This window comes from Pseudomonas avellanae BPIC 631, assembly GCF_000444135.1.
In the GTDB taxonomy this organism is placed as follows: domain Bacteria; phylum Pseudomonadota; class Gammaproteobacteria; order Pseudomonadales; family Pseudomonadaceae; genus Aquipseudomonas; species Aquipseudomonas avellanae.
In genome coordinates this window covers 1-15,454 of record NZ_ATDK01000060.1, presented here as the reverse complement: position 1 = coordinate 15,454, position 15,454 = coordinate 1, and the positions used below count along the sequence as shown (strand labels likewise).

Here is a 15,454-nt window from a genome sequence, read left to right as displayed (position 1 = left end):
TCAGCCGCCGAGATCGGCCGAGAGTTCCGCTGCTATCTTCTTGATCAGCGGAACCAGCTCGGCCATTTTCTCCAGCGGCATGTAAGGCACGGTACTGGCGACACTGATGCCGGCAACAATCTGTTTGCTGGCATCACGTACCGGCGCTGCAACACAACGAATCGACGGTTCGTTGTCCTCCAGATCAAACGCATAACCACCCTGTATGTACTCCTCCCTTCGCGCCTGCAACTGCTCCCAGGTTTGCTGTTCATGAGCAGGCCACAGCGGGTTTCTGCCTGACGCCGGCATGCTGACCTCGTACAGCCGCTGCCACTCTGCTTGCGTACTGTCCAGCAATAACGCCTTGCCGATACCGGTCCGCACCAGTGGCATGCGGTGCCCGACCCGCGAGCGCATTTCCGGTCCGTTGCGGCCGGGGTTTTTGTGCAGGTACAACACGTCGTCGCCCTCCCGAACCGCCAGATGCACCGTATCGCCGGTCAGTTCCGACAGCCGATCCAGATACGGGCGGGCGAGAATGGCCAGCGGCACTTCTTCGCGCGCCTGAAACCCCAGTTCGATCAGTTTCGGCCCGAGCAGGTAGCCAACTTGCGGCACCACCCGAAGGTAGCGCTCTTCGACCAGGCAACTGGCCAGACGGTGAGTGGTGCTGCGCGTGGTGCCGATCAGCCGGGCGATTTCTTTCAGGTCCCGTGCGCCACTGGCCACCGCCTGAACCACGCCAAGGCCGCGCAACAGGGTCTGGGTCCCGCTGGGCGCAGGTTCTTTGCCGGTGGTTTTTTCAGGGATGATCGAATCGTTGTGCATGAGAGGCCAGGTTCAAATAGGAGAAGGTTCGGATCAGGAAGCTGGCAGCATTATCGCCGCCAGCGTCCGCACGCGTCGACATCAGAGCTCGATACGCTCCACCTTCCCCACCAGCAGGATGTAAGACAGCGCGCCCAACAATGCCAACGCCGAAATGTAGGTGATGGCTGGCGCAAACGAGTCGCCGGTTGCCAGAAAGCCGATCACGATTGGCGTGGCGATGGCCGCCAGGTTGCCGATGAAATTGAACGTGCCACCGGTCAGGCCCAGCAAGCGCGCCGGGGCCAGGGTGGAGACCAGCGACCAGGTGATCGATGCCAGACCGTTACCGAAAAACGCCAACGCCAGAAAGGTGATGACCAGTGGTGTGGAATCGACGAAGTTGGCGCCGATGATTGACGTGGAAATCAGCAGCCCGGCAATGATCGGCAATTTGCGGGCAAAGCCCACGCTATGGCCACGGCGGATCAGCCAGTCGGAGAAAAAACCCGAACACAACACCCCGATAAACGCCGCCAGAAACGGCAATGACGCCAGCAACCCGGACTTGATGAAGTCCATGCCACGGTATTTGACCAGATAGGTCGGGAACCAGGTCAGGAAGAACCACAGCGTGGAGTTCAGGCAGAACTGCCCCAAGTAGATCCCCCACAGCTTGCGCTTGCTCAGCACGATGCCCAGGTCCAGCCAACTGAAACCCTGCTTCTGCTTGTCGGCCTCCGTCTGGATGTCCACTAGCCCGCCGCCCTCTTTGATCAGGTCGATCTCCTGCTGGTTGACGCCTTTGAAGTCACGCGGTTCGCGATACACCGCGTACCAGATCAACGCCCACAACACGCCAACGCCACCTGTTACGACAAACACCATGTGCCAGCCGTAGTGCGCCTGCAGCCAGGCCAGCACTGGCGTCAGAAACGCCAGACCGACGAATTGACCCGAGGTGTAGACGCCAATGGCGGTGGCGCGCTCGCGCTCGGGAAACCAGGTGGTCACCACACGACTGTTGATCGGATAGGCCGGTGCTTCGAGTGCACCGACGGCCATGCGCAGCACGAACAGCGCGATGAAGCTGGCGGCAAAGCCGAGCATGATGGTCGCGATGGACCACAGCAGCAGTGCAGCTGTGTAAAGGATGCGCGGCGGCACCCGGTCTACCAGCCAGCCACCGGGCAGTTGCATGGCGGCGTAGGTCCAGCCGAACGCTGAGAAGATCAGCCCGACGTGCACCGTATCAAGGCCCAGTTCGGCGGTCAGTGCCGGTGCGGCAATGGACAGATTACTGCGGTCCAGATAATTGATCACCACGGTGATGAACAGCAACACCATGATAAAGAAACGCTTGCGGGACGGCGTCACCAGCGACGCCGCGCCCTCCATCGTACGAGTGCGCATGGCCTGTAGCCTCTTGTTGGATTTATTGAGGTCTGTGCTTCGATTGGCGAGCTCTCGTTCCCACGCTCCGCGCTCAGTGTGCTATACAAATCCGCTTTTGATTCTGGCCGAAGGCCGTGGGGGCGACCGGGGCGGCGATCCGCATTGTTCGCGAAAGGGCCAGTGCATTCCCCAAAAACGCATCGGCTGAACTACCGTCTTCGCGAACAAGTTCGCTCCCACGCCCTTCGGGCAGAAGCCCGATCTACGGGCTTCTCAGGACTTTTGTACAACGCTGAGTGCAAAGCGTGGGAACGATGATCACGGAGATTTCCTGCGCCCTACCACTCGGCAAAACTGCCATCGGCATGACGCCAGATCGGGTTGCGCCAGCGGTGGCCGATGGCGGCGCGTTCGATGACGTATTCTTCGTTGATCTCGATGCCCAGGCCCGGTCCGTTGGGGATCTTGACCATGCCTTTGTCGTAGTCGAACACTTCCGGATGCTTGACGTAATCGAGCAGGTCGTTGCTTTCGTTGTAGTGGATGCCCAGGCTCTGCTCCTGAATGAAGGCGTTGTAACAAACCGCGTCCAGTTGCAGGCACGCCGCCAGCGCGATCGGCCCCAGCGGGCAATGCAGCGCCAGCGCGACGTCGTAGGCTTCGGCCATGTTGGCGATCTTGCGGGTTTCGGTGATACCGCCTGCATGCGACGCATCCGGCTGGATGATGTCGACATAACCTTCGCTCAACACGCGCTTGAAATCCCAACGCGAGAACAGCCGTTCGCCCAGGGCAATCGGCGTGCTGGTCAGCGGTGCCAGTTCTTTCAGGGCTTCGTAGTTTTCGCTGAGCACTGGTTCTTCGATGAACATCAGCTTGTACGCGTCCAGTTCTTTCATCAGCACCTTGGCCATCGGCTTGTGGACGCGGCCGTGGAAGTCCACGCCAATGCCGACATTCGGCCCGACCGCATCGCGCACGGCAGCCACGTTGGCCAGCGCCAGATCGACCTTATCGAAGGTGTCGAGAAACTGCAGCTCTTCGGTGCCGTTCATTTTCACCGCCGTAAAACCGCGCTCGACCGCCTCTTTGGCCGCCCGCGCCGTGTCGGCAGGACGGTCACCGCCGATCCACGAATACACACGAATCTTGTCGCGCACCTGACCACCCAGCAGATCACTCACCGAAACACCCAGCGCCTTGCCCTTGATGTCCCACAACGCCTGATCGATGCCGGCCAGCGCGCTCATATGAATCGCGCCGCCCCGGTAAAAACCGCCGCGATACAGCACGGTCCAGATGTCTTCGATGTTGCGCGGGTCCTTGCCGATCAGGTAATCGGACAGTTCTTCCACAGCAGCGGCCACGGTGTGCGCGCGGCCTTCGACCACCGGCTCGCCCCAGCCGACAACGCCTTCGTCAGTCTCGACCTTGAGGAAGCACCAGCGCGGCGGAACAATGAACGTGGTGAGTTTGGTGATTTTCATGGGTGCAGTTTCTCTTATTGATTCTCTTATTGGATAACGGCTATCGAACAGCGATGCTGATCAGTCTGCGAGCCCTGCGGTGTGTTGCTTCCAGGCAGCTACGTAAGCCTTGGCCCGCTCGGCAACGTCAGCAGCGCTCATGCCCGGTTTGAACAGCCCGGAGCCCAGGCCGAAGCCCTTCACGCCAGCATCAAGAAACACTTTCATGTTGTCTGGCGAGATACCGCCGACCGGCAGCAGAATCGTGCCCTTGGGCAGCACCGCCAGCCACGCCTTGACCACCGCGGGTGACATCTGCTCGGCAGGAAACAGTTTCAGTACGTCGGCACCTTCGGCCAGCGCGGCAAACGCCTCGGTCGGCGTCGCCACGCCCGGCGACAAAAACAACCCGGCGGCCTTGGCTGCACGCAAGACATGGGCATCGCTGTGCGGCATGACAATGACCTGCCCTCCGGCATCCTTGACCTGCGTCACCTGCTCCGGGGTCAGCACCGTGCCCGCACCGATCAGGCAATCGGCAGGCAATTGCTGGCGCAGCAAGCGAATGCTATCGAACGGCTGCGGAGAATTGAGCGGCACTTCAATGACCCGAAACCCGGCCTCATACAACACATCGCCAATCGCCGGTGCCTCTTCGGGGCGCAGGCCGCGCAGGATCGCGACCAGACCGTTTTCCTTCAATGCTTGCTTGAGCATGTCAAACCTCTTGAATGTGTTGGGATGGCTGGCGTGCAATCAGGCCCGCCTGCACCGCGACCTGCCACAGGCCGCGCTCGGTCGCCTGTTCGGCCAGGGTCACTTGCGGGAAGCCACAGACCGTCAGGCCACGTGAATAACGCGCGCACAGCGCTTCGCTGCCGATTAGGATCACCGCAGGCAATTGTTCATGGGTATGCAGATGCAGCCTGGCGATGGCGCCCAGTTCATGGCCGATCAACAGGCCGGACAGGTAGTCCGGCTGAGCGCTCGCCGCCAGTTGCCCGGTCAGGCCGAGCGTTCGGGTGCTGAAAATGGTGGAAAGCGGTCCGGCGGACCCGGCATCCGACAGGGCAATCGACAATCCGCGATCAAACGCCTGATCATCGAACGCCTCGGCGGGCTGCATGGTGCGCCCGAGAATGGTGTGCGCGCACAGGGCGGCGTAGACCTCGCCGGTCATGAAGGTATCAAAATGAACGATGCGCCCGCGCGTGACCTGCACCCATTTCGAATGGCTGCCCGGCAGACCAATCAGCAGGGGCTGGTTGTCGAGTTGCGTCTCAAGCCCGGCCAATACGCCCAGCACCTGGGTTTCTTCGCCACGCATGACGTTGGGCAGGGTCGAGCGTTGCAGTACGCCCGGAATGATATGCACGGTCACCCCACTCTGGCTGCGCACCGTTTGCAGCGCTGCGCTCAGTTCGTTGACGCTGGCAGGGGTTTCCCGATAAGCCGCCTCGCGCCAGCCCTGCGCGCTGCCGACCATGCCGCAGGCAATCACCGGCAGGCCGGGCTCGGCGTCAAGCCAGTCGCCGCAGGCCTGATCGAAAGCCAGTTCAAAGCCGTCGCTGCACAACTGCCCGGAAATCAGACGCGGCGTGGTCGGCAACTGCATGATGCCCGCGCTCAGGGCGCGCTGTTCCAGCACCTGGCCGTGTTCGCCAAGTCGATAAGCACGAAGGGAGGTCGTCCCCCAGTCGAGTGCAATCAATTGCGCCTGCATTGCTTCACCTGCTGTTTTATTGGAAGTGAGTGCCAGACGACTATAAACCTGTTGCCATACTTATCTCAATATGTAAATTTCAATCCCATATATCGGGATTTTAACGGAGAGACATTAAAAAACCCGCTGCCCTTTCGGACAGCGGGTTTGGTGTAAAACCGAAGTATCAACGCTCCAGCAGGATCCTCAGCATGCGCCGCAGCGGTTCAGCCGCGCCCCACAACAGCTGATCGCCGACGGTGAAAGCGCCCAGGTACTGCGAACCCATGTTCAGCTTGCGCAGACGGCCCACCGGCACACTCATGGTGCCGGTCACCGCCGTCGGGCTCAGCTCTTGCGCGCTGGCTTCGCGGGTGTTCGGCACCAGCTTGACCCACGGGTTGTGCTGGCTGATCAAGCCTTCGATGTCCGCAATCGGCACATCCTTGTTCAGCTTGATGGTCAGCGCCTGGCTGTGGCAACGCATGGCGCCGATGCGCACGCAGATGCCATCCACCGGGATCGGGCTCTTGAAACGACCGAGAATCTTGTTGGTCTCGGCCTGGCCTTTCCACTCTTCGCGGCTCTGGCCGTTGGGCAGCGCCTTGTCGATCCACGGGATCAGACTGCCGGCCAGCGGCACGCCGAAGTTCTCGGTCGGGAACGACTCGCTGCGCATGGCTTCTGCCACCTTGCGGTCGATATCCAGAATGGCGCTGGCCGGGTTGGCCAGTTCATCCGCCACAGACGCGTGAACCGCGCCCATCTGCCTGATCAGTTCACGCATGTTCTGCGCGCCGGCCCCGGAGGCCGCCTGATAGGTCATGACGTTCATCCACTCGACCAGCCCGGCATCGAACAGACCGCCCAGGCCCATCAGCATCAGGCTGACCGTGCAATTGCCGCCGATGTAGTTTTTGGTGCCCGCGTCCAGTTGCTGGTCAATGACCTTGCGGTTCACCGGATCGAGCACAATGACGGCGTCATCCTGCATGCGCAGGCTGGAGGCCGCATCGATCCAGTAACCCTGCCAGCCCGCTTCGCGCAGCTTGGGGAACACCTCGTCGGTGTAGTCGCCGCCCTGACAGGTCAGCACCACGTCCAGGGTTTTCAGCTCGTCGATGCTGTAGGCATCTTTCAGCGGGGCAACTTCCTTGCCCACCGAAGGCGCCTGGCCACCGACATTGGAGGTAGTGAAGAACACCGGCTCAATGAGATCGAAGTCCTGCTCTTCCCGCATCCGCTGCATGAGCACGGAACCGACCATGCCACGCCAACCGATCAGACCTACACGTTTCATCGCAACTACACCTTGAATAAAAGTGGGACCGCCGCCCTGCGTGTGTACAGCAGGCGGCGGGCCAGAGAGATTACAGATTCCGTAGCGCGGCGACTACTGCATCGCCCATTTCCTTGGTACCGACTTTAACTTTGCCCTCGGACCAGATGTCGCCGGTGCGGATACCCTGATCCAGCACCAGGCTGACGGCCTGTTCGATGGCGTCGGCAGCGTCAGTCAGGTTGAAGCTGTAACGCAGCATCATCGACACCGACAGAATGGTCGCCAGCGGGTTGGCAATGCCTTGGCCGGCGATGTCTGGTGCCGAGCCGTGGCAAGGCTCGTACATGCCCTTGTTGGCGGTGTCCAGCGAAGCCGACGGCAGCATGCCGATGGAACCAGTGAGCATCGACGCCTGATCGGACAGGATGTCGCCGAACAGGTTGTCGGTCACGATCACGTCGAACTGCTTGGGCGCACGCACCAGTTGCATGGCAGCGTTATCGACATACATATGGCTCAGTTCGACTTCCGGGTAATCCTTGGCGACCTGCTCGACGATTTCGCGCCACAGCTGGCTGGACGCCAGCACGTTGGCCTTGTCTACCGAGCAGAGCTTTTTGCCACGCACCATGGCCATGTCGAAACCAACCTTGGCAATGCGGCGGATCTCGCTCTCGCTGTACGGCAGCGTGTCGTACGCCTGACGCTCGCCATTATCCAGCACGCGAGTGCCGCGTGGCGCGCCAAAATAGATGCCACCGGTCAGTTCGCGAACGATCAGGATGTCCAGGCCGGCAACGATTTCCGGCTTGAGGCTCGAGGCATCCGCCAGTTGCGGGTAGAGAATCGCCGGGCGCAGATTGCCGAACAAGCCCAGTTGGGAACGGATTTTCAGCAGGCCGCGCTCAGGACGGATGTCACGCTCGATGGTGTCCCATTTCGGGCCGCCCACCGCGCCAAGCAGTACCGCATCGGCCGCACGGGCGCGGTCCAGCGTCTCGTCGGCCAGCGGCACGCCGTGCTTGTCGATGGCCGCGCCGCCGATCACGTCGTGGGTCAATTCAAAACCCAGTTGATACTTCTGGTTGGCCAGCTCCAGCACCTTGACCGCTTCGGTCATGATTTCCGGACCAATACCATCACCTGGGAGAATCAGAATCTGCTTGCTCATAACATCCTCGATGTGTGCAGCGGCGCCTTGGGTGGCGCCTTTTTATAACGCTGAATACGGCAAAAAATTTATCACCTGGCTAAAACACTGTTGCCAGCAAGGCGCAACGGCACCTTACTGGCAAACAAGCCTGCGGTGGCTACTGATCAGTCGCGAAACAACCATGGCTGGCTGGCGCGGTGCTTGCCTTCGAAGCTGGCAATGGCGTCGGCGTCCATCAGCGTCAGGCCGATGTCATCCAGACCGTTAAGCAGACAGTGCTTGCGGAATGCATCGATTTCAAAGCTCAGCACCTCGCCGTCAGGGCGGATCACCGTCTGCGCCTGCAGATCAATGCTCAACTGATAGCCGGGGCTGGCCTCGACCTGCTTGAACAGTTGATCGACATCGCCTTCAGCCAGAATGATCGGCAGCAGGCCGTTCTTGAAGCTGTTGTTGAAGAAGATGTCGGCATAGCTCGGCGCGATAATGGCGCAAAAACCATACTCTTCCAGCGCCCACGGCGCATGCTCGCGGCTGGAGCCACAACCGAAGTTTTCCCGCGCCAACAGCACGCTGGCACCCTGATAACGCGCGTTGTTGAGCACGAAATCATGGTTCAGCGGGCGCTTTGAGTTGTCCTGGTACGGCTGGCCCACGTCCAGATAACGCCACTCATCGAACAGGTTCGGGCCAAAGCCCGTGCGCTTGATCGACTTGAGAAACTGCTTGGGGATGATCTGGTCGGTGTCGACGTTGGCACGATCCAGAGGAGCGACCAGGCCATTGTGCTGGGTAAAGGCTTTCATGCTGGATTCCTCAGTTCGCGAACATCGATGAAACGGCCAGTAACCGCTGCGGCAGCAGCCATCGCCGGGCTCACCAGATGCGTGCGGCCGCCTGCGCCCTGACGGCCTTCAAAGTTACGGTTGGAGGTGGACGCGCAATGCTCGCCGGAACCGAGGCGATCCGGGTTCATGGCCAGGCACATCGAGCAGCCCGGCTCACGCCATTCAAAACCGGCTTCGATGAAGACCTTGTCCAGCCCTTCTTTCTCGGCCTGCGCCTTGATCAGCCCCGAGCCTGGCACCACGATGGCCTGCTTGATGGTTGCAGCCACCTTACGACCCTTGGCAACGTCTGCAGCAGCGCGCAGGTCTTCGATCCGCGAGTTGGTGCAGGAGCCGATGAATACGCGATCCAGCTGGATATCGGTGATCGGCTGATTGGCTTTCAGGCCCATGTATTTCAAGGCGCGCTCAATGGAGCCACGCTTGACCAGATCCGGTTCTTGCGCAGGGTCCGGCACGTTCTGATCGACGGCCAGGACCATTTCCGGCGAAGTGCCCCAACTGACCTGTGGCTTGATCTGCGCGGCATCCAGCTTGACCACGGTGTCGAACACCGCATCGGCGTCGGACACCAGATCCTTCCAGGCCTCGACGGCGAGGTCCCATTCAGCGCCCTTCGGTGCGAACGGACGGCCTTTGACGTATTCGACGGTCTTCTCGTCAGTGGCGACCATGCCGACCCGCGCACCCGCCTCGATGGACATGTTGCAAATGGTCATGCGGCCTTCGATCGACAGGTCACGAATCGCGCTGCCAGCGAACTCGATGGCGTAACCGTTACCGCCTGCGGTGCCGATCTTGCCGATCACCGCCAGCACGATGTCCTTGGCCGTCACGCCGAACGGCAATTGCCCTTCGACCGACACCAGCATGTTCTTCATCTTCTTGGCCACCAGGCACTGGGTCGCCAGCACATGCTCGACCTCGGAAGTGCCTATACCATGGGCCAGCGCGCCAAATGCGCCGTGGGTCGAGGTGTGTGAGTCGCCGCAGACCACGCTCATGCCCGGCAGGGTTGCGCCCTGCTCCGGGCCGATGACGTGGACGATGCCCTGACGCGGGTCATTCATCTTGAATTCGGTGATGCCGTATTCGTCGCAGTTGTCGTCCAGGGTCTGCACTTGCAGGCGCGACACCTGGTCTTCGATAGCCTCGATACCGCCCTTGCGTTCCGAGGTGGTCGGCACGTTGTGGTCGGGGGTGGCGATGATCGAATCGATCCGCCACGGCTTGCGTCTGGCCAGGCGCAGGCCTTCGAACGCTTGCGGCGAGGTCACTTCGTGGATGATATGACGGTCAATGTAGATCAGCGCCGAACCGTCGTCGCGCTGTTTGACCAAATGTGAATCCCAGAGCTTGTCGTAGAGCGTTTTCCCGGCCATCGGACGTACTTCCTCATCAGCTTGTTTCTATGCCTTGGGCAATCGTGACGATGAACCCTTGGCTTGTGCGGTCATCCTATAGAATGTGCTTAAATAACTCAAATTCATAATTTTCATGCCTTGGATAACCAAGTGGAATCCGTCTATGGACCTCGCCAATCTCAACGCCTTTATAGCCATCGCCGAGACCGGCAGTTTCTCGGGTGCCGGTGAGCGGCTGTACATCACCCAGCCCGCCATCAGCAAGCGTATCGCCGGTCTGGAGCAGCAGCTCAACGTGCGCCTGTTTGATCGCCTGGGCCGCGAAGTCAGCCTGACCGAAGCGGGTCGCGCCCTGCTGCCGCGCGCCTACCAGATCCTTAATGTGCTGGACGACACGCGCCGCGCACTGACCAACCTGACCGGCGAAGTCACCGGCCGGCTGACCCTGGCAACCAGTCACCACATCGGCCTGCACCGCCTGCCGCCGGTGCTGCGGGCGTTTACTCATGCCTACCCCAAGGTCGCGCTGGACATTCAGTTTCTCGATTCGGAGGTGGCCTATGAGGAAATTCTTCACGGGCGCGCCGAGCTGGCAGTCATTACACTGGCGCCCGAGCCACATGCGTTGATCCGCGCCATGCCGGTGTGGGATGACCCGCTGGACTTCGTTGCCGCGCCGGAGCACCCGCTGGCCAACAGCGGGCCGATGCAACTGGCGGATATCGTGCGTTACCCGGCGGTGTTTCCGGGCAGCAACACATTCACCCACCACATTGTCAGCGGGCTGTGCGAGGCCGAGGGCCTGAAGCCCAATATCGCCATGAGCACCAACTACATGGAGACCATCAAGATGATGGTCTCCATCGGCCTGGCCTGGAGCGTACTGCCGCGCACCATGCTCGACGAACAGGTGGCGCGCATTCCTTTGCCGGGCGTGCAGCTCAATCGCCAGCTAGGCTACATCCTGCACACCGAACGCACGCTGTCGAATGCCGCCAGAGCATTCATGAAATTGCTCGATGCGCAGACACAGTGAGTAGACCATGCTGCGCCGCAGCAGACTGATCGCTTCATCGGCTTTATTCAGCAAAGGCTCGTGATCACATGCTCAACCCTCCGGACAACTGCGTGTCGCAAAATCCTGCACAGCCAGCCCCCAAGGGGCGCTCGGCGACAGATACGGAGCGCATTATCGAGGAAACCCACGCGCGCCTCGAACTGGCGCTGGACCTGGCGCAGATGGGCACCTGGGACCTGGACATCACCCACAGCCGGCTGCAAGCCTCGGCGCGCGCATCGTTTCTGCACGGCATGGACGCACAGCCCTTCGACGATGACTCCAGGCTGTTTTTCGAGAGGTTGCCCGCCGAGGAGCGCGATCGGGTCCGCGCGGCCTACACGGCAGCACTTGAAAGCCGGCAGGATTGTCTGCAGATGACCTACCGCTTTCAAATGAAAGACGGCACTTCACGCCTGATTGAAAGCCGTGCACGGATCTACAGGGATGAAACCGGCAACCCCGTCAAACTGGCCGGCACCCTGCTGGACATCACCCAACAGTGCGTTCAGGCGGCGCTTGAGGCCAGCGAAGAGAAATTTGCCAAAGCATTTCACTCAAGCCCCGACTCGATCACCATCACTGAAATCGAGTCCGGTCGCTATGTCGAGGTCAACGACGGCTTCTGTCGCCTGACCGGCTTCAGCGCCCGGGAAGTCCTTGGCCGTACCGCCCACGAAATCGGCATATGGACCAACACCGTGCAGTGCGAGTACATGATCGACGAACTTCGCCAGAAAGGCCGGATGCACCACCGGGAAATGAACGGGCGAGACAAAAACGGTGCGCCGCTGGTGCTGGATGTATCGGTCGAATTCATCACCCTGAACAATACCGCATGCCTGCTGATGAATGCCCGTGACATCGGCCAGTTGAAAAGTGCCCAGGCGCAGATCCAGCACCTGGCGTATCACGACCCGCTGACCGGCCTGCCCAATCGCGCCCTGTTGATGGATCGCCTTAGCCAGCAAGTGTCGCTGCTCCAGCACCAGAACCTGCGCGGTGCCTTGCTGTTTCTCGACCTGGACCACTTCAAACACATCAATGACTCACTCGGCCACCCGGTGGGCGACAGCGTCCTGAGCGTCATTGCCGCACGCCTGGAAGCCAGCGTGCGCCAGGAAGACACTGTGGCCCGACTGGGCGGTGACGAATTTGTGGTGTTGATTTGTGGCCTGGACGGTTCTCTTGAGCAAGTTACTCATCAGGTGCGCGTGCTGGCGGACAACCTGCGCGTGCTGCTCGCCGAACCGATGTTCCTCGACGGTCATCGCCTGCAAGTGACGCCAAGCGTCGGCATCGTGCTGATCCCGGACGACGGCCTGACCCCTGCCGACCTGCTCAAGCGCGCCGATATCGCCCTGTACCGGGCCAAGGACTCCGGCCGAAACGCCTCGCAGTTTTTCCATGTGTCCATGCAACAGGCGGTCAGTCAGCGTCTGCGCCTTGAAAACGACCTGCGCCTGGCGCTGACCCGCAACGAATTTCATCTGCATTTTCAGGCGCAGGTCGATTGCCGCACCAATCAGATCACGGGTGCAGAAGCCCTGCTGCGCTGGCAGCACCCCGAATACGGGCTGCTACCACCCGACCAGTTCGTTCAAATACTGGAAGAGAGCGGCATGATTCTGGAGGTTGGCAGCCGGATTCTCGACGATGCCTGTAAAATCGGCGGGCTTCTATTGAGCCAGGGGCTGGTCTCGAAAGACCGATTTCTGATGGGCGTCAATGTCAGCCCGCGTCAGTTTCGTCAGAGCGACTTTGTCGAACGCGTCGAACACAGCCTGAAACAGCATCACTTGCCGGCGACCATGCTCAAGCTGGAAATAACCGAAGGCATCGTGATCCAGAATCTGGACGACACCATTCTCAAGATGCGCAGCCTCAGAGACTTGGGCGTAGGCTTTGCGATGGACGATTTCGGCACCGGCTATTCATCGCTCACCTACCTCAAGCGCTTGCCGGTGGATACGCTGAAGATTGACCAGTCATTCGTCCAGGACGCCACCAGCGACCCCAACGACGCAGAAATCATCCGTGCCATCGTCGCCATGGCGCAGAGCCTCAACCTGCACGTCATTGCCGAAGGCGTCGAAACCCCGGAGCAACTGGCGTTTCTTGAGCGGGTGGGTTGCTACAACTATCAGGGCTACCTGTTCAGCGAGCCACTGCCGGGGCCTGAATTCGAGACGCTGCTGCAACTCAGGCGGCAGTTGCAGACATCTGTTTCCATCGAGTGAAAACAGCAAAGGCGCCCGAAGACGCCTTTGCTCAGTGTTGCTTACCGCGTAGTGATCAGCTGTTCAGTACTTTCTGAGTATTGAGCGGAATACGCTTTGGTTTAGCTTCTTCCGGCACGTTGCGCACCAGGTCGATGTTCAGCAGGCCATGAGACAGATCGGTCCCTTTGACTTCGATATTGTCCGCCAGCCTGAACGACAGCTTGAATTCACGCCGGGCAATACCCTGATGCAGGTATGTCACGTTATCGGCTTCTTGCTCACGCTTGCTGCCGATGACGGTCAGCACACCTTTTTCGACTTGCAACTCGAGATCCTGCTCTTGCATGCCTGCTGCAGCGATCACGATGCGGTAATGATCATCGGTATGCCGCTCCACGTTGTAAGGAGGGTAACCGCTGGCTGTCTCATTTCGCGCCGCCGACTCGAAAAGGTCGTTAAAGCGGTCGAAACCCACGGAATGACGAAAGAGTGGAGCCAGTGAAAATGCAGTCGCCATGATAATTTCTCCTGTTTGTCAGCGAGTGGTTTACGCGACCCGTATTCGGCATCGCTTGATCACCAAAGTAGGGACAGCCATTTGCTTTTCAAGAGACTTTTTTCAGATTTTTTTTGACCGTCCGTCGGGGTCAGCTTTTGGGTGAGCAACCGGGTAAGCAACCGAGCAGTACGGTGATTCGGTCGCAGTCGGTTTCGCGACGCAGCGTATTGAACATCAAGGTCGCTTCGGGGTAGCTCTTGGTCAGCAGCACCAGCCATTGCTTGAGGCGACCCGGTGCCTGAACAAGCGTCATCTTGGCCAGGCAGGCTTGCCAAAAGGTGCGCAGCATCGGCTGCAACTCGGCCCAGGTCATCGACACCACCTCTTCGCCCTTCTGCGCCGCAGCAATCTGCCGGGCCAGATCAGGGCGCGCTACCAGCCCGCGACCAATCATGATGTCTCGCGCGCCGCAGATTTCGCGGCATCGGCGCCAATCCTCGACGGTCCAGATTTCACCGTTGGCCACCACCGGGACCTTGACCACTTCCTGAATACGCGCAATCCATTCCCAATGCGCGGGCGGCTTGTAGCCATCGACCTTGGTGCGTGCGTGGACGACGATTTGCTCAGCCCCGCCGTCAGCCAGCGCTCTGGCGCAATCCAGCGCCAGGTCGGTGTTTTCGTAGCCCAGGCGCATCTTGGCGGTGACCGGTATGTCTTTGGGCACAGCACGGCGCACCTCGCTGACGATGCTGTGCAGCAATTCCGGCTCTTTGAGCAGGACTGCGCCGCCACGGGAGCGGTTGACGGTCTTGGCCGGGCAGCCGAAGTTCAAGTCCAGCACCGGCGCGCCCAGCTCGCAGGCGAACGCGGCGTTCTCGGCCAGGCACACCGGGTCAGAGCCCAACAGCTGGAGCCGTAAAGGCGTGCCGGCGTCAGTCTTCGCGCCGTTGTGAAACTCCGAAGCGTACTTGTAGAAGTAGTGCGCCGGCATCAAACGCTCGGACACCCGAATGAACTCGGTCACGCACCAGTCGATGCCACCCACTTTCGTCAGGGCATCGCGCAGGATGTCGTCAACCAGCCCCTCCATGGGCGCCAAAGCAATTTGCATGGGTCACACTCGAAAAAAGTCCGGCAGTTTACTGCCCGGCGTGCGGATTGGGAACGTCGCTGTCGGGAATGGCTGCGCCGTAGCCTTCGATGAACTCTGCGGGCATGCGTTTGGGCCGGCCGCTGGACAGTTCGATGCACACGAAGGTGGTTTGTGCGCGCAACAGCGTCAGGTTGTCGGCAGGCCGTTTGAGCTGAAAGCAGCGGGTCATTTTCAGACGGCGATCCCAGTCGGTGATCCAGGTCGCCAATTGCAGTTCGTCGCTCTCGTAGGCGCTGGCCAGGTAGTCGATCTCGTGCCTGACCACTGCCATGGCCCGGTCCAGACGCCGATATTCGGTCAGGTCCAGGCCCAGAAACTGCGAATGCCGCCAGGCACAGCGCTCCAGCCAGGAGACGTATACGGCGTTATTGGCATGCCCCAGCCCGTCGATGTCTTCGGCGCCGACGTTCAGGTCAATGACGAAAGGCGTTGCCCGGTCCCAGACCATGCGTGCTCCTGTTTGAGTGAATGTGATTGGCGGGAGTGTAGCGAAGTCAGGATCCGATCGGGTCGAGGTAGAG

Annotated in this window: 14 protein-coding genes; 2 read left to right on the top strand and 12 right to left on the bottom strand. The window is 60.4% G+C overall.

The annotated features are described in order from the left end of the window. The 9 genes from DW49_RS0104665 to leuC all read right to left on the bottom strand — a co-directional run bounded on the left by DW49_RS0104665 (position 1) and on the right by leuC (position 10,017). Entirely contained in the window at positions 1 to 810 is an 810-nt protein-coding gene (locus DW49_RS0104665) for an IclR family transcriptional regulator (RefSeq protein WP_024419854.1), read from the bottom strand. A gap of 81 nt (positions 811 to 891) precedes the next feature. Then, entirely contained in the window at positions 892 to 2,202 is a 1,311-nt protein-coding gene (locus DW49_RS0104660) for an MFS transporter (RefSeq protein ID WP_024419855.1), read from the bottom strand. Between the two features lie 320 nt (positions 2,203 to 2,522). After that, positions 2,523 to 3,671 (bottom strand): galactonate dehydratase, encoded by a 1,149-nt coding sequence (gene dgoD, locus DW49_RS0104655; protein ID WP_005617237.1) that lies wholly within the window; start codon positions 3,669 to 3,671, stop codon positions 2,523 to 2,525. A gap of 60 nt (positions 3,672 to 3,731) precedes the next feature. Continuing rightward, positions 3,732 to 4,367 (bottom strand): 2-dehydro-3-deoxy-6-phosphogalactonate aldolase, encoded by a 636-nt coding sequence (locus DW49_RS0104650; RefSeq protein WP_005617235.1) that lies wholly within the window; start codon positions 4,365 to 4,367, stop codon positions 3,732 to 3,734. A gap of 1 nt (position 4,368) precedes the next feature. Then, positions 4,369 to 5,373 carry a 2-dehydro-3-deoxygalactonokinase gene (locus DW49_RS0104645; RefSeq protein WP_005617232.1) on the bottom strand — a complete coding sequence of 335 codons (1,005 nt, stop codon included), beginning with the start codon at positions 5,371 to 5,373 and terminating at the stop codon, positions 4,369 to 4,371. 166 nt (positions 5,374 to 5,539) lie between these two features. Next, positions 5,540 to 6,652 (bottom strand): aspartate-semialdehyde dehydrogenase, encoded by a 1,113-nt coding sequence (gene asd / locus DW49_RS0104640; protein WP_005617230.1) that lies wholly within the window; start codon positions 6,650 to 6,652, stop codon positions 5,540 to 5,542. Between the two features lie 70 nt (positions 6,653 to 6,722). Further along, positions 6,723 to 7,805, bottom strand: a complete 1,083-nt coding sequence (leuB, locus tag DW49_RS0104635) for a 3-isopropylmalate dehydrogenase (protein WP_003382036.1) — start codon at positions 7,803 to 7,805, stop codon at positions 6,723 to 6,725. Positions 7,806 to 7,951: 146 nt separating this feature from the next. Beyond that, entirely contained in the window at positions 7,952 to 8,593 is a 642-nt protein-coding gene (gene leuD, locus DW49_RS0104630) for a 3-isopropylmalate dehydratase small subunit (protein ID WP_005617225.1), read from the bottom strand. Continuing rightward, positions 8,590 to 10,017, bottom strand: coding sequence for a 3-isopropylmalate dehydratase large subunit (leuC, locus tag DW49_RS0104625; protein WP_005617223.1), 1,428 nt, complete (start codon positions 10,015 to 10,017; stop codon positions 8,590 to 8,592). The genes leuD and leuC overlap by 4 nt, the downstream gene beginning before the upstream one ends. Positions 10,018 to 10,162: 145 nt before the next feature. On the opposite strand from leuC, the gene DW49_RS0104620 reads away from it, so the two are divergent. Then, positions 10,163 to 11,035, top strand: a complete 873-nt coding sequence (locus DW49_RS0104620; protein ID WP_005617221.1) for a LysR family transcriptional regulator — start codon at positions 10,163 to 10,165, stop codon at positions 11,033 to 11,035. A 68-nt stretch (positions 11,036 to 11,103) separates the two neighbouring features. Beyond that, on the top strand, positions 11,104 to 13,296 hold the full coding sequence (locus tag DW49_RS0104615) for a putative bifunctional diguanylate cyclase/phosphodiesterase (protein ID WP_005617219.1): 2,193 nt from the start codon (positions 11,104 to 11,106) through the stop codon (positions 13,294 to 13,296). 55 nt (positions 13,297 to 13,351) lie between these two features. Here the strand turns inward: DW49_RS0104615 and DW49_RS0104610 are convergent, their stop codons facing one another. From DW49_RS0104610 to DW49_RS0104600, 3 genes are all read right to left on the bottom strand, one after another. Beyond that, positions 13,352 to 13,795 carry an Hsp20 family protein gene (locus tag DW49_RS0104610; protein WP_005617217.1) on the bottom strand — a complete coding sequence of 148 codons (444 nt, stop codon included), beginning with the start codon at positions 13,793 to 13,795 and terminating at the stop codon, positions 13,352 to 13,354. Between the two features lie 130 nt (positions 13,796 to 13,925). Beyond that, positions 13,926 to 14,891 carry a tRNA dihydrouridine synthase gene (locus DW49_RS0104605; protein ID WP_024421102.1) on the bottom strand — a complete coding sequence of 322 codons (966 nt, stop codon included), beginning with the start codon at positions 14,889 to 14,891 and terminating at the stop codon, positions 13,926 to 13,928. A gap of 28 nt (positions 14,892 to 14,919) precedes the next feature. After that, entirely contained in the window at positions 14,920 to 15,381 is a 462-nt protein-coding gene (locus DW49_RS0104600; RefSeq protein WP_005617213.1) for an acyl-CoA thioesterase, read from the bottom strand. Between the last annotated feature and the right edge of the window lie 73 nt (positions 15,382 to 15,454).